We start from the raw sequence: 22,150 nt of genomic DNA, 5'->3' as shown, positions 1-22,150 counted from the left end.
CGGGACCAACAAACAAAACAGGCGGCGGCCGGTCGTGAAGCGCCCCTGAAACGGCGGCGGCCCACAGTGGGAACCCTGTTCCACCGCCACCCCCGCCTGCCATGAGCCTGCTCCATTGCCAAGAACAAGGTCAGGGGTCCACGCCCCTGCTGTGCCTGCATTCCAGCGGCGCCAGCGGTGGCCAATGGCGCACCGCGGCCGAGCATCTGCACACGCGGCGCCGCGTGCTGAGCGTCGACCTGCTGGGCCATGGCCGCAGCGCCGGCTGGCCGCCGCAGGCGCCGGACAGCCTGGCGATCGAGGCCGATGCGGTCTGGAACACGGTGGGCGATGTCGAGCTGGACCTGGTCGGCCATTCCTATGGCGGCGCGGTGGCATTGCAGATGGCGCTGGAGCGGCCCGAGCGGGTGCGCTCGCTGTGCCTGTACGAACCGGTGCTGTTCGGCCTGCTGCGCCGCCACGAGCCCTGGGGCGAGGCCTGGCAGGAGATCGCGGCGCTGGCCGGCCGGCTCGAGCGGCTGCTGGCGGCCGGCCAGCCGGAGGCCGCGGGCGCAATGTTCTGCGACTACTGGGCCGACGCGCCGGCCTGGCAGGGCTTCGGCCCGCAGCAGCGGCAGGCGCTGGCGCAGCGCATGCCCACGGTGGCGCGACATTTCCGTGCCCTGTTCGAAGCCACCTGGGGGCCGCGCGAGATGGTGCGCCTGACGATGCCGGTCCGGCTGTTCTGCGGCGGCCGCACCCGCGAGCCGGCGCGCCGGGTCTGCGAACTGCTGGAACTGGCCTTGGGACGGGTCCGGCTCGACCGCCTGCCCGAGGCCGGCCACCTGGGCCCGATCAGCCATGCGCAGACCTTCGGCGCCCTGTTGGCTCGGCTGCAGCCCCGGCACGCACAAGCCTGTGCATAAGTTTTGAACAAGCAGAGGCTTATCCACAGGCTCGGCGCCCGCGGCCAAGTTGTTGTCTGTTGGACAGCATGTCCGACCCCAATGCGCCCACATGCTTTGACCCGGGCCAAGCCCTTGTCGGCCAAGGAAAAAACCGGCTTGTCCACAGCGCGGGCGGCCCTCTACTAAGACTACCAATTAAAGAGATAAGGAATACAGTGAATACAAGGCCGGGCCGGAACAAAGGCTGAGTGCCACGGGCGGGCATGATCCGCGCGCTCTGCGCACGGGATCGGGGCCATGTCACACTGCCGGCCCCGGCGACATCGACATGACTCAGCAAGCCTCTTCCTCTCTGCCCCTCTCTTCCCTGCATTCGGCCTCCTGCGGTTTCGAATCGGCCTGCCGCATTCCGGCCTTGCCCGAAGGCCACCGCAGCCGCGGCCTGCATGGCCACAGCTACTTCGCCACGGTGCGCGCGCAGCTGCCCGAAAACTGGGCCCCATTCCCGGGTGCCGAGGTCGAGGAACTGCGCCGCCGGCTGGAAGCCTGCATCGCGCCGCTGGACCATGCGCTCTTGAACGACACGCTGGAGCAGCCGACCGACGAAAACATCGCGCGCTGGATCCGCCGCCGGCTCGAAGCCGAGTTCGGCGTGCCGGGCATCCAGCAGGTGGGCATCCAGAGCACCCAGCACAGCGGGGTGGATCTGGACCTGGACGGTCGCGCCCATGTCTGGCGCCGCTACCGCTTCCAGGCCGCGCACCAGCTGCCCCATGTCCCGGCCGGCCACAAATGCGGCCGCATGCACGGCCATGGCTTCGAGGTGATCCTGCATGCCAACCAGGACCTGGGCGAACGCGACCTCTCGGTGGACTACGACCATCTGGATGAGGTCTGGGCGCCCTTCCACATGCAGCTGAACTACCAATGCCTGAACGAGATCGAGGGCCTGGCCAATCCGACCAGCGAGGTGATCTCGGCCTGGCTGTGGCAGCGGCTCAAGCCGCAGCTGCCCGAGCTCTCCTGGGTGACGGTCTACGAGACCGGCTCCTGCGGCGCCAACTACGACGGCGCACGCTACCGGATCTGGAAGGAGCTGACCCTGGATTCGGCCATCCGGCTCAAGCGCGCGCCGGCAGACAGCCCGCTGCGCGCCATCCACGGCCATACCTACACCTTGCGCCTGCACCTGAGCGCGGAGCTGGACGCCGTGATGGGCTGGACCGTGGACTTCGGCGACGTGAAGACGCTGTTCGATCCGATCTTCAAGGCCATCGACCACCGGCCGCTCTACGAGATCGCCGATCTGCCGGACGGCGACACCGCGAGCCTCGCGGCCTGGGTGCTGGCCAAGGGCCGGGCGGTCCTGCCGCAGCTGGACCGGGTGGACCTGTACGAAACCCGCGGCTCGGGGGCGCTCGTCAGCGCCTCGGCCGCCGACGAGCTGATTCCGGTGTGAGGCGAACGAGATGACTTATGCCGTCAAGGAAATGTTCTACACCCTGCAGGGCGAGGGCGCGCAAGCGGGCCGGCCGGCGGTGTTCTGCCGCTTTGCCGGCTGCAATCTGTGGAGCGGCCGCGAGCAGGACCGCGCGGCGGCGGTCTGCAATTTCTGCGACACCGACTTCGTCGGCACCGACGGGCAGGGCGGCGGCAAGTTCGCCACCGCCGAGGCGCTGGCGGCGGCCGTGGCGGGCAAGTGGCCATCGGGGCCGGACGGCAAGCCGGGCCGCCCCTATGTCGTCTGCACCGGCGGCGAGCCGCTCTTGCAGCTGGATGCGCCGCTGATCGCGGCCCTGCACGCCCAGGGCTTCGAGATCGCGGTGGAGACCAACGGCACCCAGCCGGCGCCGGCGGGGCTGGACTGGATCTGCGTCAGTCCCAAGGCCGATGCCGAGGTGCTGCTGACCCGCGGCAATGAGCTGAAGCTGGTCTGGCCGCAGCCGCTGGCAAGGCCGGAGCGCTTCGCCGGGCTGGACTTCCAGCATTTCTACCTGCAGCCGATGGATTCGGCGCTGCAGAAGCAGCACACCCGCGAGGCGGTGGCCTATTGCCTGGCGCACCCGCAATGGAAGCTGTCGGTGCAGATGCACAAGGTGATCGGCATCGATTGAACAAGTCTGTGGACAAGATTTGAATAAGCGGCGGCTTGTCCACAGGCGTGGCGACGCGGCGGAACTTGTTGTACTCGCATGCAATGCCAAACCGGGCTGCCGCACACAGGCTTTGACCGCGGGCAAGTGCTTGACCCGCCAGAATTTTTTGGGCTTGCCCACAGGCGGGGGCGGCCTCTACCAATACCACTAAGAAGATATTTCTCAATACCTTGAATAAAGAAGCGCCAAGAAAAAGGGAGCCGCAAGGGCTCCCGGGAAGGCGCGAGGATCGGGCTGGGCTTACAGCCAGCCCTTCAGGCTCAGGGTCTTGGTGATCAGCTGTGCGGTCAGCTGATGGCCGTAGGGCGTGGGATGGAAGCCGTCGGAGAAGGCATAGCTCTTCCACCAGTCGGCGCTGGCGCCGGCCGGGGGACTGGCCGACAGGGCGGTCGCGGTGCAGGTGGCGAAGTCGTAGCTGGGCAGGCCATCGCTGCCGACGCCCTTGACCGGGCAGGCCGGCGTCTTGACATTGCTCAGGCCGAACTGGGCCGGCGCGGCGATCTGCTCGTTGAAGGCGGTGTAGAAGTCGATCACGGCGACGCGGCCGTCGTTGGCGAAGCGCTTGGCCAGTTCGGCGTTGAAGGCCTCGATCCAGCCCTTGAACAGCGCCTCGGCCTGGCCGCGCGCGGCGCTGCCGGCGGCACCGCCACCGCTGGCGGCGGCGATGCCGTCCAGCACCAGCTGGAAGCGCGGCGTGTTGGTGATGCCCGGCATGTTCAGCAGGGCCACGCGGGTAGCACCCTTGTCCAGCGCGTTGTTGCTGATGTCGGTATGGAACTTGGCCGCCAGCGCCTGCATATAGGCGCCGCCGATCGCGGCGATGGTGGCGGCGCCGCCGGCCATCGCGGTGTTCACCTGGCTGGCCGGCAGCAGCATGCCCAGCAGCGCGGCATAGGACGCGCCCTTGTCCTTGGGCACGGCCAGATAGGCCCCGACCAGGGCGGCCGCGTCGTTGCCGCCGCCGTCGATCAGCAGCAGGTCGCTGCGCGCGAAGCTGCCGGCCGCGGCCAGCTGCAGCGAGATGCCGCGCGCGTCGCCCGGGTTGGCATGGTTGATCACGCCGCCGCCGATCGCGTAATTGCTGCAGCCGGCCTTCGGATTCAGGCCGAAGGTGGTGCCGGTGAAGCGGAAGAAATTGCAATGCGTGCTCAGGCCGTAAGCGGCGGCGATGCGCTCGGGGTACATCTGCTGGTCGGCCCCCTGGACCGTGGCGCGCACGCCGCCGAAGGTGCCGACATCGGCCAGGCTGTCGCCGAACACCTTCAGCGCGGTGACCTTGTCCGGGGGCGAGCTGTCGCCGCCGCCGCAGCCGGCCAAGGCCAAGGCGGCTGCCACGGCCAGCAGGCCGGTCTTGAGATAAGTCATTGTTGTCTCCTGTGAATGTCCCCGGATGGGGCGGAAAAGATAAGCCCGGAACCGACTCTAGCCAGAGGTCCCGGGGTCCCGCTGCGTGCTAACCCCAGACTGTTGTCCGCGCCAGACCGCTTGGTGCCGTTTTGGATGGCCGCGTCTAAACCGCCGGGCCCTGTCGCGGCGGGGACGACACGACAGGGGTGCGGCCCATGCCACACTCTCGCGCATGATGGACATCGCGAACCTGCAGCAGCGCCTGCGCGCCTTCTCCGCCGAGCGTGCCTGGCAGCCCTACCAGACCCCCAAGAACCTGGCGATGGCCATGGTGGTGGAAGCGGCCGAGCTGGTGGAGATCTTCCAATGGCTGACGCCCGAGCAGTCGCGCGAGCTGCCGCCGGCGCAGCGCGAGCATCTGGGCGAGGAGATCGCCGATGTGCTGCTCTACCTGCTGCAGATCGCCGACCAGAGCGGTGTCGACGTGGCGCAGGCGGTCGAGCGCAAGTTCGCCCTGAACGCGCTGAAGTACCCGGCCCCCTGAGTTTCCCGTTCATGCAGACCATTGCCGTCATCGACTTCGAGACGACGGGCCTGGGCCCGACCGCGGGCGGCCGGGCCACCGAGATCGCGGCCGTGCTGGTGCGCGATGGTGCCGTCGTCGGCCATTACCAGAGCCTGATGAACAGCGGCGCCTGGGTGCCGCCCTTCATCGAGCGGCTGACCGGCATCAGCAACGCGATGCTGGCCGGGGCGCCGCCGGCGCGGCAGGTGATGCGCGAGGTGGCCGAGTTCACGCGCGGCTGCCCGCTGGTGGCGCACAACGCCGGCTTCGACCGCGGCTTCTGGTGTCACGAGCTGGAGCTTGCGGGCTGTGAGCCCGACCCGGCCCACGAGTTCGCCTGTACCGTGCTGCTGGCGCGCCGCCTCTACCCCGAGGCGCCCAACTGCAAGCTCGGCACCCTGGCCCGGCATCATGGCCTGCCCGACAGCGGCCGGGCCCACCGGGCGCTGGCCGATGCCAGCACCACGGCCCATCTGCTGCTGCGCATGCAGGCCGATCTGGCGGCGCGTTATGCGCGTGAACTGGGGCCGCTGGCGGTGGAGCATGCGCTGCTGGCCGGGCTGCAGCGCGCCTCGCGGACCGCGCTCGGGCGCTGCGTGCAGGACTATGCGCGGCCGCGCCTGGCGGCACTGGCTCCGGCACTGGGTCCGATCTGAGGGTCCAAAAAATAGCGCTGTCAAGCGCTCGCCGGGCGGCTTTTGGCGCGCAAAATTCCGCCCTTGCCGTTTTGAAGAGTTCGCAGAGTTTTCGTATGTCGAGTATCCAGGTCCGCCCGGCCACCTTGCGTGATGCCAAAGCCATTGCCGAAATCCATGTTGCGGCTTGGCAGGACGCCTACAAGGGCTTGCTGCCCGATGCCACCTTGGACGCGCTGTCGGTGCAGAAGCGCCAGGCCTTCTGGCGCGAAGCCATCGACCTGTGCGAACCCCAGGTGATGGTGGCCCATATCGACAACGAGCTGATGGGCTTCGTCGGCTTCGACCGTTCGCGCGACAAGGGCACGCCCTCGACGACCGGCGAGATCTGGGCGCTCTATGCCAATCCGGTGCACTGGGACAAGGGCGTCGGCCTGGCGCTGTGGGATGCCGCGCGCGACGGTCTGCAGGAAGAGGGCTGCACCAAGGTCACGCTGTGGACCTGGCTGCGCAATGAGCGCGCGCTGCGCTTCTTCGAGCTGGCCGGCTTCAAGCGCGAACTCGGCAGCACCAAGACCACCGAGATCAGCGGCACCCGCCTGGAAGAGCTGCGCCTGCACCGTTCGCTGGTCTGAGTGCGCAGCGGGGATCGCGCGCATGCGCGGTCCGATCCCGTTCGAAAGCCGGCCATCGCGCCGGTCGGCCGAAATCAAGCCGTTCCATTCCCCTCTCAATTTCCCATGCTGGCCAAGCTCACCTCCAAGAACCAGCTGACGCTGCCCAAGAGCGTGACCGATGCGCTCGGACCGGTGCAGTACTTCGAGGTGCAGCAGCAGGCCGGGCAGGTCATCCTGACGCCGGTGCGCATCCAGCGCGGCGATGCGCTGCGGGCCAAGCTCGCCGAGCTGGACATCGGCGACAAGGCGATCGGCGCCGCCCTCGGCTGGGCCGCGAAGGCCCTGGTCGCACCGACCAAGAGCAAGACCGTGGCCGCCAAGAAGACCAAGCCGGCAGCGCGTCCGGCGGCCCGCAAGACCGCCCCGCGAAAGACGGGCAAGTGAGTCGCAGGAAGGCCGCCGCCGCACCGGCCGTTGTGTTCGACACACCGCTGCTGCTGCGCGCCCTGTTGCGCGGCGATGCGACGGCCCAGCGCCTGCGCCTGGCCTGGCAGCAGGGGCAATGCCGGGCCCTGGTGGATGCGGCCAATGCACGCGCGCTGATGCTGGCCCTGGGCAGCCCGGCGCTGAAACTGTCCCTGCAGCAGCAGCATGAGCTGCTGGCCGACTATCTGCCCTATGCCGAGGTGCAGCAGCTCACGGCCCCGCTGCCCGTGGCGGGCGCATCGCTGACGCCCTTCGACCGTCTCGCGCTGGGTCTGGCCCAGGCCGCCTCGGCGCGCTGGCTGGTGAGCGACAGCCCGGCGCTGCAGGCGCGTTTCTCGCGGAACCGCACGCGAGCCCATACACGAGCCGGTACACGAGCTAATGGCAGCCCGGTCGAACTCGTGGCCAGCGAGGATTTTTTGGCGGGTCTCTGAGCCGTTGCCGCAGGCGAGGCTTGGCAAGCTCTGCTAGATTGCGCGCTCCGAACGATGAGCAATTTCGACCGATCGATCTCTACCGGCATGTGGCGCGTGGTGTTCTACGAGCGCCGCGGCTACCGCATCCATGTGGACCGCACCGGCCCATGGCTGCCGAACAAGAAACAGGCCCATCAATGGGCGCAGTGGTTCGGCGAGCGCGGCTACCACGTGGCGCTGCAGGACCAGGCGGGCGGCCTGGAACGGCTCAGCCCGGGCCTGCCGGGCTGAGCGCGGGGCGCCCTCGATGCCTTCAGTGGCTGGCGGCGGGCGCGCGATAGCCGCCGCGCTCCAGGGCCCAGCCCTCGGTGGCCCGCGGCTCCGGGTGGCGCTGCACATGCACCGGGCACAGGCGCTTGGCGGCGGCGCGCTGCACCAGGCTCTCGGCCTGCGCGGCCGTCAGCTGCAGCGCGAACCTGGCCCAGCGCTTTTGCACCAGGGGCTGGCTCCAGGCGTCTTCCAGGGCCCAGCGGATTTCCTGCGCTTCGGTCAGCGCGCCCTGTTGGAGCACGCGCGGCGCCAGGGCCAGCACGAAGCGGTTGAAGTCGGCGCGCAGCGCATCGCCGGGCAGCAAGGCCTCCAGCCGCGCCAGGCGGGCGCTCCAGCCCGGTGTGGCCAGCTGGCGGGTCACCAGGGCCTGCAGGGCCTGGATCGGGTTGAACAGGCGCAGCCGGTTGGGCGGCAGCACATGCAGCGGGATCCGCGCGGCCTCCTCGTGCGGCAGCTCGGTGACGAAGCTGCACAGCACGGCCACACGGCGCCATTCGTCGGGGCCCAGGCCGGCGATGCTGCGGATCGGCCCCTGTTCGACGCTGCGCATGAGCTCGCTGGCGCTGGCCCAGCCATGGCGCGCCTTGGCGGCATTGGCGCCGCGGCTCATCATCGCCAGATTGCCGGCGGCATAGCCGGCATCGTCGCGCACGCGGTCGATCGAGGGCTCGGCGTCCAGCGGGCGGCGCAGCACGGGGCAGAAGTCGACGGCGATCTGCTGCAGATAATGCGGCGTCAGCTGCACATCCTCGAAGCTGCGGCCGCGCAGCCAGGCATGGGTGCGCAACTGCAGCCACAGCCTGGTGTGGCGCGAGGGCTTGTGGGCGGAGGCACGGCGGCCGAAGGTGGCCATGCCCGCCTGCCAGCCCTGCAGCAGCGGGGATTGGTGCGACAGGTGGGCCACCGGTGGCGTGACGCCGTGGCGGGCATGGTCGAAGCCGAGCTCGAAGCCCAGGTCCTGGGGAGCGGCCACCGCCCGCTCCGCCTGGGGCGGCGCCATGCCGGCGAGTTCCATCTGGGCCGTGGTGCGAAGGGCTGCTGCGGTCGAAGCGATCTGTGCCATGCGGTGCTCCTGTTGATATGGCACAGTGTGGTCGCCAGGTGGCTCATGGCGTGAGCCACCTGAAGATCATCTTCTCCTCCTGCCAATTTCGGGGACCCGATGGACCGCACCGAGCGCTTCTACAAGATCGAGATGCTGATTCGCAGCCGCGAATGCGTCAGCTTCGCCACCCTGCTGGAGGCGCTGGAGGTGTCGCCGGCGACGCTGAAGCGCGACCTGCAGTACCTGCGCGAGCGTCTGGACGCGCCGATCGAGTACGACGCCTCGGCCAATGGCTACCGCTTCGGCCAGCAATGGCGCGGCCGGCAGCACGAGCTGCCGGGAGTCTGGTTCAATGAGGGCGAGCTGCACGCGCTGCTGACGATGCACCAGCTGCTCTCGGGACTCGACGAGGACGGCATCCTGAGCCGGCATCTGCAGCCGATGTTCGACAAGCTGACCGGCATGCTGGGCGCCGACGCCGAGGAGGCGCAGGAGATCACGCGCCGCATCAAGCTGATCAGCACGGCGCGGCGCCGGGTGGCCAGCGAGCATTTCGAGACCGTGGGCAGCGCCGTGGTGCAGCGCCGGCGTCTGGCGATCGCCTACCGCAAGCGCGGCAAGGGCGGCGGCAGCCTGTCGCAGCGCGAGGTCTCGCCGCAGCGCCTGGTGCACTACCGCAACACCTGGTACCTGGACGCCTGGTGCCATCTCAGCGAGGGCCTGCGCCGCTTCGCGCTCGACGCGATGGAGCAGGCCGAGCTGCTGGAAGACCAGGCCATGGCCGTGGCGCTGAAGACGCTGGAGGCCGAGCTGGACCAGGGCTATGGCATCTTTGTTGCCGGCGGCCAGGCCCAGCAGGCGCGCCTGCTGTTCAGCGCCGACGCGGCGCAATGGGTGGCGCACGAGGAATGGCACCCGGCCCAGCGGAGCGCCTGGCTGGCGGACGGGCGCTGGCAGCTGGACGTGCCCTATGTCGACGCGACCGAGCTGCTGATGGACCTGCTGAGGCATGCGGGGCAGGTGGAGGTGCTGGCCCCACCGGCATTGCGCGAGGCCTATGCGCAGCGGCTCAGGGGGGCGGTGGCAGGGCTGGGGTAGGGAGGAGCCCCGTCACCGGCTTGGAAATGGGTTGGATGGATGCGGGCGGGCAGCAGGGTATCGCGCGTTGGCGGCTCGTTCGGGCCCGTGGCAGCATCGGTCCGCAGCCCGTTCTAGAAGAGGAATGAAAAGAGAAGAAGAAGAAATTGGGCCCGCAACAACTGCCGGATTTGCCGGGATTTTTAGTACCCCATGGGCAAGCGGCTGCGGGGAGAGAATTGATGACGAATCAGCGACTTGGGTCCGGCAAAGGGGGCGGTGTTAGGGCGCAGGGTGCTGCGGGCTATAGCACTTCACCTACCATCGAGTGCCCTCGCGGCGAGACGGCATCTCCTTCAACCAGCATGCCCTTTGGAGCCTCCATGGAACCGGTCGAACGGATAGAGAAGACACGCTACGCGCTGTTCTGTGCCGTGAGCCTTGCTTCGTACCTGCTGTGCGTGGCCCTGTCTGTGGGCATCTTCGTTGGTGCCGGGGTTGCAATCGCCATTGGCCTGTTTGCGAGCGGCGTCTACGTTGCCTACAGGAGCACGAGCGCGTTGTATTGGCCGTACATCGAGTCCGAGGCACGCGCTACCGGCTATGCACCATCAAAGCGCGGTATTTGGCTGGGTAACGTCGGCCCCGCAGTTCTGGTGCTCGCATTTGCAGCTTGGCTGCTTGCACGTGCCTAAGCTGTCGAGCGGCGGGCACAAGCATCCGCGCTCAGGCTGCGAAGTTCCCCGGCGCCAAGCTCAGTTCTCCGCCGCCTCCTGCCGCTTCAGGCGCTCGCTGTGCCAGTAGACGTCGTCGCCGCCCAGTCCGTCGAGGTTGGCGCGGTTCAACACCCGGGCCAGCACGAACAGCAGGTCGGAGAGGCGGTTCAGGTACTGGCGCGGCGCGGCATTGATCGTTTCCTGCGCCGCCAAGGTGACCACCGCGCGTTCGGCGCGGCGCGCCACGGTGCGGCAGACATGGGCGATCGCGGCGCTGCGCGTGCCGGCCGGCAGGATGAATTCCTTCAGCCGGGGCAGGGCGGCGTTGTAATGGGCCAGCGCCTCGTCCAGGCGCAGCACGGCGTCATCCTTGATCAGGGTGTAGCCGGGCATGCAGAGTTCGCCGCCCAGGTTGAACAGCTCATGCTGGATCGTGACCAGCAGCTCGCGCACATCGTCCGGCAAGGGCTCGGCCAGCAGCACGCCGATCTGCGAATTGAGCTCGTCGACATCGCCCATGGCCTGCACGCGCAGATGATCCTTGGGCACGCGCGAGCCATCGCCGAGGCCGGTCGTGCCGTCGTCGCCGGTGCGGGTTGCGATCTGGGAAAGTCGGTTGGCCATGGGGCTTGCTGATGCTTGTCGGATGGGAGACCCGCATCTTGCCCCAGTTCAGGGCCGGATGCGGTCTCAGCCGCGCCGGCCGCTGCGGTGGTACTGCGGCTTGTGGTCGGATTCGGCTTCGCGCAGGCGGCGCGCGCGCTTCAAGCCGTAGGCACCATGGGCATGGTCATGCCAGTCGGCCACGCCGGGCGGCTTGTCGCCCAGCCTGAGCCATTCGCGCCACAGCTGTCCTAGCAGATCCAGGCGCAGCGCGCCGATCACCAGCAAGGCCAGCAGCAAGAGAAGGACCAGGGTTGCGAGGGACATGGCAGCACTCCTTCGACGGTTTCTCCATCGCTGTGGAGATGGTGACACCGTCGCCTGACGGCTGCAAGCGTTGAAAAAGCAAAGGGCCGCAACCCTGAGGTTGCGGCCCTGGCGCAAGAGGGGCGATGCCCCGTGCGATCAGAACTCGTGGTTGTATTGAACGCCCAGCAGCGCCGAACTCAGCTTGTAGCGACCACGGGTGGTGGCGCAGCTGGAGGTGTTCTTCGGCACGGCGTCGCTGGCGGTGCAGGTCGGATAGCCGCCGGTGTCGAACTGGTCGATCTGGCCCGACTTCACGTGGATGTAGCTCAGCGCAAAGTCGAACGAGCGCTTGGCGTCCAGCTTCCAGTTGAAGCCGCTGGACAGCCAGCTGCGGTCGTTGTCGGGCAGGGCGGCCGTGCGGTTGCGCGGCGTCACCGGCGACTGGTCGAAGGCCACGCCGCCGCGCAGGGTCAGGGCGTCGCTCCACTGGTAGGTCAGACCCAGCGAGGCGCGGAAGGTGTCGTTCCAGTTCTGCGGCGTGTTGCTGTCGGCCAGGGTGTTGGCGAAGTCGATGCGCAGTTCCTTGAAGCGGGAATGGCGCGCCCAGGTGAGGTCGCCCATCACGCCGAAGCGCTCATGCCGCTTGAAGAAGTTGAAGGACAGCGACTCGGGCGTGGTGATGTCCAGGTTGGCCTTGCTGTCGGTATAGCGCCCCACCAGGCTTTGCTGCACCAGGGTACCGGCGCCGGGCAGCGCGCCGTTCAGCAGCGTGCCCAGATTGGTGGCCGCGGTCTGCACGTCCCAGGTCGCATCGCCCTTGAGCTTGTGCTTGATGGAGGAACGGTAGGCGATGCCGAAGCGGGTGTCCTTGTCGTATTCATACATCAGGCCCAGGTTGAAGCCGAAGCCCCAGTCATCACCCTGCACCTCGACGCCGCCCGAATAGGTCGGATTGCCGGAGACCTGCTTGATCAGGCCGCCCAGGCGGTTGATCACGGCGGCGCGGATCACTTCCAGCGGCACGCCGGGCTGGGCGGCCGCGGCTTGGGCCACCTGCTGGGCCACCACGCTGGCCAGCGCACCGGAGCCGAAGTCGGCACCCTTCTCGAGCTTGCCGTCCATGAACTGCGCGGTGATGCCGGCGCCCAGGCTGACCTTGGGGCTGAGCTTGAAGGCGATCGACGGGTTCAGCGCGATCGTGGTCAGCTCGGTGCCCAGCGCGGTGTAGCGGCCGGCCCAGTCCTTGTCGTACTCGGTCTTGGAGCCGAAGGGCACGAAGACCGCCAGGCCGACCGACAGGTCGTTGGACAGCTTGTGCGTCAGATAGCCATGCGGCACGGCCGTGGTCTTGGCGAACTGGTTGGTGCTGCCGCCGCCGGTCGACAGGCCGAAGGAGGTGGTCGAGCCCTGGTCGCTGAACTTGGTGCTGGGCACCACGATGTTCAGCACGCCGGAGGCGCGGGTGCCGTCCAGGCGGGTCATGCCGGCCGGGTTGTAGAACAGCACCGTGGGATCGGCCGCTTCGGCGGCATTGGCGTTCGCGGTGCCCTGGGCGGAGGCCGACTGGGAACCGAAGTGATAACCGGAGGCGAGGGCGGACGAGGCGCCGAGTGCGCACAGCAAGCCGATCATCAGGGGCGTGGGGGAAAACCGCATGAAGTCTCCTTTTGTTGTGGGGGTTGGCCCGTGGCGGGCGCAATGTTTTTGATGATAGCCTGCCGCTTCATAGGGAGCATCTGTTGCCGCGCCACTGGACGCACACCCCTAAATTACTAACAACATTCAAGGAGATTTGCTTGATGGACCTGCCCATGGCAGCCGCGCGCCTGCGCCGCCTCACTCCCATCGCCGGTGCTTGCGCCCTGACCGTGCTGCTGAGCGCCTGCGGTGGCGGCGACACCAATCCGGCCGATCCCTTCAATCCGCCGGCCGGCCAGGCCCAGTATCAGGCCGAGATCCGTTACACCGGCTATGGCGTCCCGCATATCAAGGCCGAGGACTTCAAGGGCCTGGGCTATGGCTACGGCTATGCCTTCGCCACCGACCATGTCTGCCTGTTCGCGCAGGAAGTGGTGACCATGCGCGGCGAGCGCTCGAAATATTTCGGTGACGTCGATGCCAAGGGCCTTCCCGTCAGCTATCTGGGCCAGTTCGGCGACTTCACGCCCAACCTGGCCTCGGACTTCTTCTACAAGCTGCACATGACGCCGGCGCTGGCCGCGGCCATGAAGGCCGGCGCCGGATCCGAGACGCGCGAACTGGTGAGCGGCTTCGTGGCCGGCTACAACCGCTATCTGCGCGACCAGGGCGCCAACGGCCTGCCCAGCGACTGCAAGGGCGCGCCCTGGGTCAGGCCGCTGACCGAGGACGAGGCCTATTGGCGCTTCAGCCAGGCGGCGATGGCGGGCAGCTCGATGCAGTTCATCGCCGCGATCGGCGGCGCCCAGCCGCCGGTGGTCAAGGTGGCCAGCGCGCCGGTGCTGGGCAGCAAGGACAGGCTCAAGGCCGCCAGCCAGCTGGCCGTGCTGAACAGCCCGCTGGTGAAGGCCACCAACACGCTGCACGAGCATGCGATCGGTTCCAATGGCTATGGCCTGGGCAAGGGCGTGACACAGGGCGGCACGGGCATCGTGATGGGCAACCCGCACTTCCCCTGGTGGGGCGCGCTGCGCCTGCACCAGCTGCATCTGACCATTCCGGGCCAGTACGACGTGATGGGTGCCACCCTGCTGGGTGCGCCGGTGCCGCTGATCGGCTTCAACAAGGATGTGGCCTGGACCCACACCTTCACCGACGACAACAAGTTCACGCTGTTCCAGCTGAAGCTGGATCCGGCCGACCCGACCCGCTACCAGGTCGACGGCGCCTACAAGGCGATGACGAAGACGGTGCTGAACGTCGAGGCCCGGCAGGCCGACGGTTCGATGAAGACCCACCAGCGCACGCTCTACGGCACCGATTTCGGTCCGCTGCTGAGCGACGGCGCCACCTTCAGCTGGAGCTCGGCCGCGGCCTTCGCGATCCGCGACGCCAACTACACGAACTACAAGCTGATCGACCAGGCCCTGCTGAACGGCAAGTCCACCAGCGCCGAGTCGCTGCGCCAGAACCTGGCCACCCACAACGCAATGCCCTGGGTGCACACCATGGCGGCCGACAAGACCGGCAAGGCGCTCTATGCCAACTATTCGGTGGCCGCCAATGTCAGCGATGCCCAGCTGGCGAGCTGCGTCAACAGCCCGACGGGCCAGTTCCTGCTGACCACGCGCGGCCTGGTGCTGATGGACGGCAGCAAGAGCAGCTGCAACTGGACCGGCACCATCGGCGCGGCGCAGCGCCCCTATGTGCTGCGCGACGACTATGTGGTGAATGCCAACGACAGCCATTGGCTGCCCAATGACCAGGTGCGCCTGAGCGGCTATCCGAAGATCATCGCCACCGGCCCGAATGCCGAGGCCGTGGCGCAGGGCGAGCGCACCCGCACCGGCATCCAGCAGGTGCTGGACCGCATGAAGGGCACGGACGGCCTGGCCGGCACCGGCTTCACGGTGGCCAACCTGCAGCAGGTCTATGCCAAGAGCCGCTTCTTCCGCGCCGAGATGTGGCTGGACGAGTTCCTGGCCGCCACCTGCGCGGGCAAGCCGACGCCCCTCATGATCAAGGGCACGAACGGCGTGTCGACCGACGTCACCGCGGCCTGCGGCGTGCTGGCAATCTGGAAGAAGACCGAAGGCCCGGCCGATCCGGGTTCGCTGCTGTTCCGCAAGCTCTACGAACTGGCCGGCGAGCTGGAGGACGCCGGCTACTGGCGCCTGCCCTTCAGCGCCGCCGATCCGGTGCAGACGCCCAGGGGCTTCAACACCGCCAACACCAGGGCGGCCACCTTGCTGGCCGACGCGGTGCAGTGGTTCGCGGCGAACGGCTTCGCGGTCTCGGAGGTGAACGCGCGCAAGCAGGTGATCGTGCGCGACAGCGCCCCGATCCCGCTGCCCGGCGGCCGCTACACCTTCAACAACATCCGCGGCAACCTCAGCGGCGGCCTGTACGGCGACCCGGTCTACGGCAACAGCTATATGCAGTTCGTCACCTTCGATGCCAGCGGCCCGGTGGCCGAGGGCGTGCTGACCTACTCGCAGAGCAGCCATATCCTGAGTCCGCATTTCGCCGACCAGACGCGCCTGTACTCGGACATCTTCCTGAAGGGCGCCAAATGGGCCAAGCTGCCCTTCCATGAGGCGGACATCAAGGCCGACCCCGCCTACAGGACCATGAGCATCCGCGAGTAGGCGGCCGGCGGACCCCGCGAGCAAGACACCGACGGGCCCGGGCGCTGTGCGCTCGGGCCCGCCGTCCTTTGCGGTGTCGCCGGCGCACAATCGATGCATCGGATTACCGGAGCGCCCCGCATGAACGCCTCTCTCCCCGCCCATCTGCTGACCGCCGAGCGCCGGCCCGTGCCGGCCGCGATGCTGGAGGCGCTGAAGGCGCGCTTCGGCGACAAGGGCTGCGCCACCGCGCTGGCGGTGCGCCAGCAGCATGGCCGGGACGAGTCGCCCTTCGACGTGGCGCCGCCCGACTGCGTGGTGTTCGCCGCGAGCAGCGAGGAGGTGGCCTTCGTGATGGCGCTGGCGCATGAACATCGGGTACCGGTCATCCCCTATGGCGCGGGCTCCTCGCTGGAGGGCCATCTGCTGGCGGTGCATGGCGGCGTCAGCCTGGATGTCTCGCGCATGAACGCGATCCTGCGCGTCAACGCCGAGGATCTGACGGTCACGGTTCAGGCCGGCGTGACGCGCAACCAGCTGAACAACGAGATCCGCCACCAGGGCCTGTTCTTCCCGATCGACCCGGGAGCCGATGCCTCCCTGGGCGGCATGGCGGCCACGCGCGCCAGCGGCACGAACGCGGTGCGCTACGGCACGATGCGCGAGAACGTGCTGGGCCTGACCGTGGTGACGCCCGAGGGCAAGATCATCCACACCGGCTCGCGGGCCCGCAAGAGCAGCGCCGGCTACGACCTGACCCGCCTGTTCGTCGGCAGCGAGGGCACGCTGGGCGTGATCACCGAGCTGAGCCTGCGCATCTTCCCGCTGCCCGAGGCCGTGTCGGCGGCGATCTGCTTCTTCCCGAGCATCGACGCCGCGGTGCAGACCACGATCCAGACCATCCAGATGGGCGTGCCGATCGCGCGCTGCGAGCTGCTGGACGCGCATGCGATCCGTGCCGTCAATCTGCACGACCGCTTAAGCCTGCGCGAGGCACCGATGCTGCTGATGGAGTTCCACGGCTCGGAGGCCGGTGTGGCCGAGCAGGCGCAGACCGTGCAGGAGATCGCGCGCGAGTTCGGCGGCGAGGACTTCGAATGGGCCACCACGCCCGAGGCCCGCACCAAGCTCTGGACCGCGCGCCACCATGCCTACCTGTCGGCCTTGCAGACCAAGCCGGGCTGCCGCTGCGTCACCACCGACACTTGCGTGCCGATCTCGCGCCTGGCCGAGAGCATCAACGAATCGATCCGGGAGGTGGAGGAGGCCGGCCTGCCCTATTTCATCGTCGGCCATGTCGGCGACGGCAATTTCCACCTCGGCTATCTGATCGATCCCGACAATCCGGCCGAACGCGAAACCGCCGAGCGCCTCTCGGCCCAGATGGTGCAGCGGGCGCTGCGCCTGGACGGCACCTGCACCGGCGAGCATGGCATCGGCCTGCACAAGCAGGGTTTCCTGCTCGAGGAGGCGGGGGAGGGGGCCGTGGAGCTGATGCGCAGCCTCAAGCGTGCGCTGGATCCGCGCAATATCATGAACCCGGGCAAGATCTTCACCCTGTAAGCCGGGTCTGGTAATCGCCGCGCCGCCGGGCCGCCCCAAGGCGCGGCGCCATGAACAAGAACTGGGTCGAGCCCGGTTCTTGTTCAGCCCCCCGCGGGGGGCAGGGCGAGCGTAGCCGCGAGCGGGGGGTCAATGACTCGGCGCCGGCACGCTCCAGCGCTTCGAGACGTCGCCGCGGTCGTTGACCGACTCCAGCTGAACGCCGAAGCCCCACAGGCGCGCCACATGCTTGAGCACCTCCTGGGCGCTCTCGTGCAGCGGTCGGTTCATGTGCTGGGTGTGGCGCAGGGTCAGCGAACGGTCGCCGCGCAGGTTGACGTTCCAGACCTGGATATTGGGCTCGCGGGTGCTGAGATCGTACTGGCGCGACAGGGCCTCGCGCACATGCTGGTAGCCGGCCTCGTCGTGGATGGCCGAGATCTCGTACTCCTTCTGCTGCTCGTCGTCGACGATGGAGAACATGCGGAACTCGCGCATCAGGGTCGGGCTCAGGTACTGGCCGATGAAGCTCTCGTCCTTGAAATTGCGCATCGCATGGTCCACGGTGGGCAGCCAGGGCGCGCCGGCGATGTCGGGGAACCAGCGGCGATCTTCCTCGGTGGGGTTCTCGCAGATGCGCTTGATGTCGGTGTACATCGCGAAGCCCAGCGCATAGGGATTGAGCTGGGCCATCGGCTGCTGCGCCACCACATTGGTGTGGGACTTCAGCCATTCGATCATGATGCCGTCGGTCAGGTAGCCGTCGTCGTACATGGTGTTGAGCAGCCGGTGGTGCCAGAAGGTGGCCCAGCCCTCGTTCATCACCTGGGTCTGGCGCTGCGGATAGAAGTACTGCGCGATCTTGCGCACGATGCGCACGATCTCGCGCTGCCAGGGCTCCAGCAGCGGCGCGTTCTTCTCGATGAAGTACAGCAGGTTTTCCTGCGGCTCCTCGGGGAAGCGACGCGCCTCCTTTTCCTCCTCGGCCTTGTCCTTGCCACGCGGCAGGGTGCGCCAGAGGTCGTTGATCTGCTGCTGGGCGTAGGCCTCGCGATCCAGCAGGCGGTCGCGTTCTTTGGCCAGCGAGAGCTTGGCGGGCCGGCGGTAGCGGTCCACGCCATGGTTCATCAGCGCATGGCAGGAGTCCAGCGTCTGTTCCACCACATCCAGGCCGTGGCGCTCCTCGCAGTCGGCGACGAAGTTCTTGGCATAGACCAGGTAGTCGATGATGGACGAGGCATCGGTCCACATGCGGAACAGGTAGTTGCCCTTGAAGAAGCTGTTGTGGCCGTAGCAGGCATGCGCGATCACCAGGGCCTGCATGGCCATGGTGTTCTCTTCCATCAGGTAGGCGATGCAGGGGTCGGAGTTGATGACGATCTCGTAGGCCAGACCCATCTGGCCGCGCTTGTAGTGGCGCTCGGTGGCGATGAATTCCTTGCCGTAGCTCCAGTGGCGGTAGTTCACCGGCATGCCCACCGAGGCATAGGCGTCCATCATCTGTTCCGAGGTGATGACCTCCAGCTGGTTGGCATAGGTGTCGAGACCGTAGCGTTCCGCGGTCTGGCGGATCACGTCGTGATAGTCCTCGATCAGGCCGAAGGTCCAGTCGCTTGGAGCGGGCAGGGGGTGGGCGGGGCGTTGCTTCAGCGGCTTCATTTCTTGTTGGGGTGGGTGATGGCGTCGGCCACCGTATTCGCGGCGGTTGGCGGCGATGCCGATGTTGCGACGGTTCTCGATCACGCTCATGGAGGTCCCTTGCTCGTTCATGCGCCTGCTCCTTCCTTCTTGAACAAGTCGCGGAACACCGGATAGATCTCGGACACCTCGACGGCCTTGCGCATTGCGAAGTGGCGCTCCTCGTCGGCCAGCTTGGCGTATTCCTCCCACAGGTTCTGCTCGGCCTCGGCCACCTGCACATAGGCGAAGTAGCGGCACAGCGGCAGGATCTTGTCGGCCAGCAACTCGCGGCAACGGCCGCTGTCGTGATGCCAGTTGTCGCCGTCGCTGGCCTGGGCGCCGTAGATATTCCACTCACCGCTGGGGTAGCGGGCGCGGATGATCTCTTCCATCAGCACCAGGGCGGAGGACACCACCGTGCCGCCGGTCTCGGTGGCATGGAAGAAGTTCTGCTCGTCTACCTCCTGGGCCTGGGTGTGGTGGCGGATGAAGACCACCTCGATCTTCTCGTAGTGGCGGGTCAGGAACAGGTAGAGCAGGATGAAGAAGCGCTTGGCCAGGTCCTTGCGCGCCTCGTCCATCGAGCCCGATACATCCATCAGGCAGAACATCACGGCGCGGCTGGTGGGCTGGGGCACGCGCACGCGATTGCGGAAACGCAGATCGATGGGATCGAGGAAGGGGATGGCGGCAATGCGTTGCTTCAGATGCGCGATGCGCGCCTCGGTCTCGGCCAGCAGGGCCATCACGTCGGGCTTGCGCCGGTCCTCGCGGTGCAGCAGTTCCAGCCGCTCCTCCAGCTCGAGCAGCTCGCGCCGCTTGTCCATGCCCAGCGCGATGCGCCGGCCCAGTGCGCCTCGCATCGAGCGCACCACATGCAGATTGGTGGGCGTGCCGTCGCTGACGAAGCCGGCGCGGTGGCTTTTCCACTCGGGCGTGTCGGCCAGCGTGGTGCGGGCCAGATTGGGCAGGGCCAGGTCGTCGAAGAAGACCTGCATGAACTCTTCCCTGGTGAGCTGGAAGACGAAATCGTCCTCGCCCTCGCCGGAATCGCTGGCCTGGCCGCCGCCGCCCTGACCCTGGCCGCCCTGCGGCTTGGCGATGCGGTCACCGCGTACATGCTCGGTGTTGCCGGGCCGCACGACCTCGCGCACGCCACCCTCGCCATGACCGAACACCGGTTCGCTCAGATCCTTCTTGGGGATGTGGATCTCTTCGCCGCGCTCCATGTCGCGGATGCCCCGGCCATCCACGGCCCGCCTGACCGCCTCGCGGATCTGATCCTTGTGGCGGCGCAGGAAGCGCTCGCGGTTGCCGATGGATTTGTTCTTCCCTGACAGCCGACGATCGATGATTTGTTGCAGCATCTTCGGTCCTTGGCCCTGTCTCGGCCTTTCGTCTATATCAGGAACTCTTTCTGACCCGCAGGTACCACTCGCACAGCAGCCTCACCTGCTTGGCCGTGTAGCCCTTGTCGACCATGCGCTGCACGAAGTTCTCGTGCTTCTTGGCTTCGTCGGCGCTGGCCTTGGCGTTGAAGCTGATCACCGGCAGCAGTTCCTCGGTATTGGAGAACATCTTCTTCTCGATCACCGTGCGCAGCTTCTCGTAGCTGGTCCAGGCCGGGTTCTTGCCGGCGTTGTTGGCGCGCGCGCGCAGCACGAAGTTGACGATCTCGTTGCGGAAATCCTTGGGGTTGCTGATGCCCGCGGGCTTCTCGATCTTCTCCAGTTCGGCGTTCAGCGCAGAGCGGTCGAACACCTCGCCGGTGTCGGTGTCGCGGTATTCCTGATCCTGGATCCAGTAGTCGGCGTAGGTGACATAGCGATCGAAGATGTTCTGGCCATATTCGCTGTAGCTCTCCAGATAGGCCGTTTGGATCTCCTTGCCGATGAACTCGGCATAGCGCGGTGCCATCAGCTCCTTGATGAAGCCGACGTACTTCTGTTCCAGCTCCTGCGGGAACTGCTCGCGCTCGATCTGCTGTTCCAGCACATACATCAGGTGCACCGGATTGGCCGCCAGTTCGGCGCTGTCGAAGTTGAAGACCTTGGAGATGATCTTGTACGCGAAGCGCGTGGAGATGCCGCTCATGCCCTCGTCGACACCGGCGTAGTCGCGGTACTCCTGGTAGCTCTTGGCGCGCGGGTCGGTGTCCTTCAGGTTCTCGCCGTCGTAGATCTGCATCTTCGAGTACAGGGACGAGTTCTCGGGCTCCTTCAGTCGCGTCAGGATGGCGAACTGGCTCATCATCTTCAAGGTGCCCGGGGCGCATTTGGCCTCGGCCAGCGAGGAGCCTCGGATCAGCTTCTCGTAGATCTTCACCTCTTCGGAAACGCGCAGGCAGTAGGGCACCTTGACGATGTAGATGCGGTCGAGGAAGGCCTCGTTGTTCTTGTTGTTGCGGAAGGTCTTCCACTCGCTCTCGTTGCTGTGGGCCAGCACGATGCCGTCGAAGGGAATGGCACCGAAGCCCTCGGTGCCCTTGAAATTGCCTTCCTGCGTGGCGGTCAGCAGCGGATGCAGCACCTTGATCGGCGCCTTGAACATCTCGACGAACTCCAGCAGGCCCTGGTTCGCGAGACACAGGCCGCCCGAGTAGCTGTAGGCGTCGGGGTCGTCCTGCGCGTAGGTTTCCAGCTTGCGGATATCGACCTTGCCGACCAGCGAGGAAATGTCCTGGTTGTTCTCGTCGCCCGGCTCGGTCTTGGCCACGCCCACCTGGCGCAGCACGCTGGGATAGCGCTTGACCACCTTGAAGCGCCGGATATCGCCGCCGAACTCCTCGAGACGCTTGACGGCCCAGGGGCTCATGATGCGGGTCAGGTAGCGGTTCGGGATGCCGTATTCCTTCTCCAGCAAGGGGCCGTCTTCGGCCGCATTGAACAGGCCCAGCGGCGACTCGTTGACCGGCGAGCCGGCCAAGGCATAGAAGGGCACTTGCTCCATCAGGTACTTGAGCCGCTCGGCGATCGAACTCTTGCCGCCGCCCACCGGGCCCAGCAGGTAAAGGATCTGCTTCTTCTCTTCCAGGCCTTGAGCGGCATGGCGGAAGTAGCTGACCACCTGCTCGATCGAATCCTCCATGCCGTAGAACTCGGCAAAGGCGGGGTAGATCTTGATCGTCTTGTTGGCGAACAGGCGCGACAACCGCGGGTCGTTGCGGGTGTCGACCATCTGCGGTTCACCGATGGCCTGCAGCATGCGCTCGGCCGAGGTGGCATAGGCGAGCGGGTTGCTTTTGCACTCGGTCAGGTACTCTTCCAGCGAGAGTTCCTCGACCCTGGTGCGTTCGTAGCGAGCGGCGAAGCTGCTGATCACGTCCATGCTGACCTCCTGTGTCGGGATGAGGCGCCGCCGGTCATGATCCATCCGGCGTCGTCTGGGAAGTTCTGATGGCGCCCCTAAAGCAGGGTGGAGGCGTCATCAGAGCTTTCCGAGGTTCAGCGTGATCTCAGGTGCTCTTCTGGCTAC

Annotated in this window: 21 protein-coding genes; 13 read left to right on the top strand and 8 right to left on the bottom strand. The window is 67.1% G+C overall.

What is annotated here, in order from left to right:
* Positions 1 to 101: 101 nt before the first annotated feature.
* The 3 genes from AC07OQ_RS18390 to queE all read left to right on the top strand — a co-directional run bounded on the left by AC07OQ_RS18390 (position 102) and on the right by queE (position 3,001).
* The gene (locus tag AC07OQ_RS18390) at positions 102 to 905 is read left to right on the top strand and encodes an alpha/beta fold hydrolase (protein ID WP_495054584.1); all 804 of its coding nucleotides are present in this window, start codon (positions 102 to 104) and stop codon (positions 903 to 905) included.
* 310 nt (positions 906 to 1,215) lie between these two features.
* Positions 1,216 to 2,346 carry a 6-pyruvoyl trahydropterin synthase family protein gene (locus AC07OQ_RS18385; protein WP_495054583.1) on the top strand — a complete coding sequence of 377 codons (1,131 nt, stop codon included), beginning with the start codon at positions 1,216 to 1,218 and terminating at the stop codon, positions 2,344 to 2,346.
* Between the two features lie 10 nt (positions 2,347 to 2,356).
* Positions 2,357 to 3,001: a 7-carboxy-7-deazaguanine synthase gene (gene queE / locus AC07OQ_RS18380; protein ID WP_495054582.1), complete on the top strand. Its 645-nt coding sequence runs from the start codon at positions 2,357 to 2,359 to the stop codon at positions 2,999 to 3,001.
* A 282-nt stretch (positions 3,002 to 3,283) separates the two neighbouring features.
* Here queE and AC07OQ_RS18375 read toward each other — a convergent pair whose 3' ends face one another.
* The gene (locus AC07OQ_RS18375) at positions 3,284 to 4,408 is read right to left on the bottom strand and encodes an SGNH/GDSL hydrolase family protein (protein ID WP_495054581.1); all 1,125 of its coding nucleotides are present in this window, start codon (positions 4,406 to 4,408) and stop codon (positions 3,284 to 3,286) included.
* Positions 4,409 to 4,625: 217 nt separating this feature from the next.
* Between AC07OQ_RS18375 and AC07OQ_RS18370 the strand changes: the two genes are divergently transcribed.
* The 6 genes from AC07OQ_RS18370 (at position 4,626) to AC07OQ_RS18345 (ending at position 7,400) form a co-directional block, all read left to right on the top strand.
* Positions 4,626 to 4,934 (top strand): nucleotide pyrophosphohydrolase, encoded by a 309-nt coding sequence (locus AC07OQ_RS18370; protein WP_495054594.1) that lies wholly within the window; start codon positions 4,626 to 4,628, stop codon positions 4,932 to 4,934.
* A gap of 11 nt (positions 4,935 to 4,945) precedes the next feature.
* Entirely contained in the window at positions 4,946 to 5,611 is a 666-nt protein-coding gene (locus AC07OQ_RS18365; protein ID WP_495054580.1) for a 3'-5' exonuclease, read from the top strand.
* A gap of 95 nt (positions 5,612 to 5,706) precedes the next feature.
* Positions 5,707 to 6,225 (top strand): GNAT family N-acetyltransferase, encoded by a 519-nt coding sequence (locus AC07OQ_RS18360; protein ID WP_495054579.1) that lies wholly within the window; start codon positions 5,707 to 5,709, stop codon positions 6,223 to 6,225.
* A 105-nt stretch (positions 6,226 to 6,330) separates the two neighbouring features.
* On the top strand, positions 6,331 to 6,651 hold the full coding sequence (locus AC07OQ_RS18355; protein WP_495054578.1) for an AbrB/MazE/SpoVT family DNA-binding domain-containing protein: 321 nt from the start codon (positions 6,331 to 6,333) through the stop codon (positions 6,649 to 6,651).
* Positions 6,648 to 7,127, top strand: a complete 480-nt coding sequence (locus AC07OQ_RS18350) for a PIN domain-containing protein (RefSeq protein WP_495054577.1) — start codon at positions 6,648 to 6,650, stop codon at positions 7,125 to 7,127. Before AC07OQ_RS18355 ends, AC07OQ_RS18350 begins: the two co-directional genes overlap by 4 nt.
* 54 nt (positions 7,128 to 7,181) lie before the next feature.
* Positions 7,182 to 7,400, top strand: a complete 219-nt coding sequence (locus tag AC07OQ_RS18345; protein ID WP_495054576.1) for a hypothetical protein — start codon at positions 7,182 to 7,184, stop codon at positions 7,398 to 7,400.
* A gap of 22 nt (positions 7,401 to 7,422) precedes the next feature.
* Here AC07OQ_RS18345 and AC07OQ_RS18340 read toward each other — a convergent pair whose 3' ends face one another.
* Positions 7,423 to 8,502: a hypothetical protein gene (locus tag AC07OQ_RS18340; protein WP_495054575.1), complete on the bottom strand. Its 1,080-nt coding sequence runs from the start codon at positions 8,500 to 8,502 to the stop codon at positions 7,423 to 7,425.
* Between the two features lie 99 nt (positions 8,503 to 8,601).
* Here AC07OQ_RS18340 and AC07OQ_RS18335 point away from each other — a divergent pair, with 99 nt between their 5' ends.
* Positions 8,602 to 9,582, top strand: a complete 981-nt coding sequence (locus tag AC07OQ_RS18335) for a helix-turn-helix transcriptional regulator (RefSeq protein WP_495054574.1) — start codon at positions 8,602 to 8,604, stop codon at positions 9,580 to 9,582.
* Positions 9,583 to 9,944: 362 nt separating this feature from the next.
* Positions 9,945 to 10,256 carry a hypothetical protein gene (locus AC07OQ_RS18330; protein ID WP_495054573.1) on the top strand — a complete coding sequence of 104 codons (312 nt, stop codon included), beginning with the start codon at positions 9,945 to 9,947 and terminating at the stop codon, positions 10,254 to 10,256.
* A 60-nt stretch (positions 10,257 to 10,316) separates the two neighbouring features.
* Here the strand turns inward: AC07OQ_RS18330 and AC07OQ_RS18325 are convergent, their stop codons facing one another.
* The 3 genes from AC07OQ_RS18325 to AC07OQ_RS18315 form a co-directional block, all read right to left on the bottom strand.
* Entirely contained in the window at positions 10,317 to 10,901 is a 585-nt protein-coding gene (locus tag AC07OQ_RS18325; RefSeq protein WP_495054572.1) for a cob(I)yrinic acid a,c-diamide adenosyltransferase, read from the bottom strand.
* A 66-nt stretch (positions 10,902 to 10,967) separates the two neighbouring features.
* Positions 10,968 to 11,207: a hypothetical protein gene (locus AC07OQ_RS18320; protein WP_495054571.1), complete on the bottom strand. Its 240-nt coding sequence runs from the start codon at positions 11,205 to 11,207 to the stop codon at positions 10,968 to 10,970.
* A 138-nt stretch (positions 11,208 to 11,345) separates the two neighbouring features.
* Positions 11,346 to 12,845 carry an OmpP1/FadL family transporter gene (locus tag AC07OQ_RS18315; protein ID WP_495054570.1) on the bottom strand — a complete coding sequence of 500 codons (1,500 nt, stop codon included), beginning with the start codon at positions 12,843 to 12,845 and terminating at the stop codon, positions 11,346 to 11,348.
* 143 nt (positions 12,846 to 12,988) lie between these two features.
* Here AC07OQ_RS18315 and AC07OQ_RS18310 point away from each other — a divergent pair, with 143 nt between their 5' ends.
* Both AC07OQ_RS18310 and AC07OQ_RS18305 read left to right on the top strand, forming a co-directional pair.
* Positions 12,989 to 15,475, top strand: a complete 2,487-nt coding sequence (locus AC07OQ_RS18310) for a penicillin acylase family protein (protein WP_495054569.1) — start codon at positions 12,989 to 12,991, stop codon at positions 15,473 to 15,475.
* 120 nt (positions 15,476 to 15,595) lie between these two features.
* The gene (locus AC07OQ_RS18305) at positions 15,596 to 17,017 is read left to right on the top strand and encodes an FAD-binding oxidoreductase (protein ID WP_495054568.1); all 1,422 of its coding nucleotides are present in this window, start codon (positions 15,596 to 15,598) and stop codon (positions 17,015 to 17,017) included.
* 129 nt (positions 17,018 to 17,146) lie between these two features.
* Here AC07OQ_RS18305 and AC07OQ_RS18300 read toward each other — a convergent pair whose 3' ends face one another.
* The 3 genes from AC07OQ_RS18300 to AC07OQ_RS18290 form a co-directional block, all read right to left on the bottom strand.
* The gene (locus AC07OQ_RS18300; protein ID WP_495054593.1) at positions 17,147 to 18,655 is read right to left on the bottom strand and encodes a SpoVR family protein; all 1,509 of its coding nucleotides are present in this window, start codon (positions 18,653 to 18,655) and stop codon (positions 17,147 to 17,149) included.
* 107 nt (positions 18,656 to 18,762) lie between these two features.
* A complete protein-coding gene (locus tag AC07OQ_RS18295; protein WP_495054567.1) occupies positions 18,763 to 20,043 on the bottom strand; it encodes a YeaH/YhbH family protein in 1,281 nt (426 codons plus the stop codon).
* A gap of 37 nt (positions 20,044 to 20,080) precedes the next feature.
* Positions 20,081 to 22,003: a PrkA family serine protein kinase gene (locus tag AC07OQ_RS18290; RefSeq protein WP_495054566.1), complete on the bottom strand. Its 1,923-nt coding sequence runs from the start codon at positions 22,001 to 22,003 to the stop codon at positions 20,081 to 20,083.
* Between the last annotated feature and the right edge of the window lie 147 nt (positions 22,004 to 22,150).

The organism is Roseateles sp. GW821-FHT09B06 (assembly GCF_059418245.1).
Note: the sequence above shows the minus strand (reverse complement) of the source record. Positions and strands in the feature narration are given on the sequence as shown.

Excerpts from the sequence above, each read along its gene's own strand:
- AC07OQ_RS18370 (WP_495054594.1), top strand. The coding sequence starts at position 4,626 with ATGGACATCGCGAACCTGCAGCAGCGCCTGCGCGCCTTCTCCGCCGAG.
- AC07OQ_RS18375 (WP_495054581.1), bottom strand. The coding sequence starts at position 4,408 with ATGACTTATCTCAAGACCGGCCTGCTGGCCGTGGCAGCCGCCTTGGCC.
- AC07OQ_RS18365 (WP_495054580.1), top strand. The coding sequence starts at position 4,946 with ATGCAGACCATTGCCGTCATCGACTTCGAGACGACGGGCCTGGGCCCG.
- AC07OQ_RS18385 (WP_495054583.1), top strand. The coding sequence starts at position 1,216 with ATGACTCAGCAAGCCTCTTCCTCTCTGCCCCTCTCTTCCCTGCATTCG.
- AC07OQ_RS18290 (WP_495054566.1), bottom strand. The coding sequence starts at position 22,003 with ATGGACGTGATCAGCAGCTTCGCCGCTCGCTACGAACGCACCAGGGTC.
- AC07OQ_RS18360 (WP_495054579.1), top strand. The coding sequence starts at position 5,707 with ATGTCGAGTATCCAGGTCCGCCCGGCCACCTTGCGTGATGCCAAAGCC.
- AC07OQ_RS18355 (WP_495054578.1), top strand. The coding sequence starts at position 6,331 with ATGCTGGCCAAGCTCACCTCCAAGAACCAGCTGACGCTGCCCAAGAGC.
- AC07OQ_RS18305 (WP_495054568.1), top strand. The coding sequence starts at position 15,596 with ATGAACGCCTCTCTCCCCGCCCATCTGCTGACCGCCGAGCGCCGGCCC.
- AC07OQ_RS18335 (WP_495054574.1), top strand. The coding sequence starts at position 8,602 with ATGGACCGCACCGAGCGCTTCTACAAGATCGAGATGCTGATTCGCAGC.
- AC07OQ_RS18295 (WP_495054567.1), bottom strand. The coding sequence starts at position 20,043 with ATGCTGCAACAAATCATCGATCGTCGGCTGTCAGGGAAGAACAAATCC.
- AC07OQ_RS18315 (WP_495054570.1), bottom strand. The coding sequence starts at position 12,845 with ATGCGGTTTTCCCCCACGCCCCTGATGATCGGCTTGCTGTGCGCACTC.
- AC07OQ_RS18300 (WP_495054593.1), bottom strand. The coding sequence starts at position 18,655 with ATGAAGCCGCTGAAGCAACGCCCCGCCCACCCCCTGCCCGCTCCAAGC.
- AC07OQ_RS18320 (WP_495054571.1), bottom strand. The coding sequence starts at position 11,207 with ATGTCCCTCGCAACCCTGGTCCTTCTCTTGCTGCTGGCCTTGCTGGTG.
- AC07OQ_RS18310 (WP_495054569.1), top strand. The coding sequence starts at position 12,989 with ATGGACCTGCCCATGGCAGCCGCGCGCCTGCGCCGCCTCACTCCCATC.
- AC07OQ_RS18325 (WP_495054572.1), bottom strand. The coding sequence starts at position 10,901 with ATGGCCAACCGACTTTCCCAGATCGCAACCCGCACCGGCGACGACGGC.
- AC07OQ_RS18340 (WP_495054575.1), bottom strand. The coding sequence starts at position 8,502 with ATGGCACAGATCGCTTCGACCGCAGCAGCCCTTCGCACCACGGCCCAG.
- queE (WP_495054582.1), top strand. The coding sequence starts at position 2,357 with ATGACTTATGCCGTCAAGGAAATGTTCTACACCCTGCAGGGCGAGGGC.
- AC07OQ_RS18390 (WP_495054584.1), top strand. The coding sequence starts at position 102 with ATGAGCCTGCTCCATTGCCAAGAACAAGGTCAGGGGTCCACGCCCCTG.
- AC07OQ_RS18330 (WP_495054573.1), top strand. The coding sequence starts at position 9,945 with ATGGAACCGGTCGAACGGATAGAGAAGACACGCTACGCGCTGTTCTGT.
- AC07OQ_RS18345 (WP_495054576.1), top strand. The coding sequence starts at position 7,182 with ATGAGCAATTTCGACCGATCGATCTCTACCGGCATGTGGCGCGTGGTG.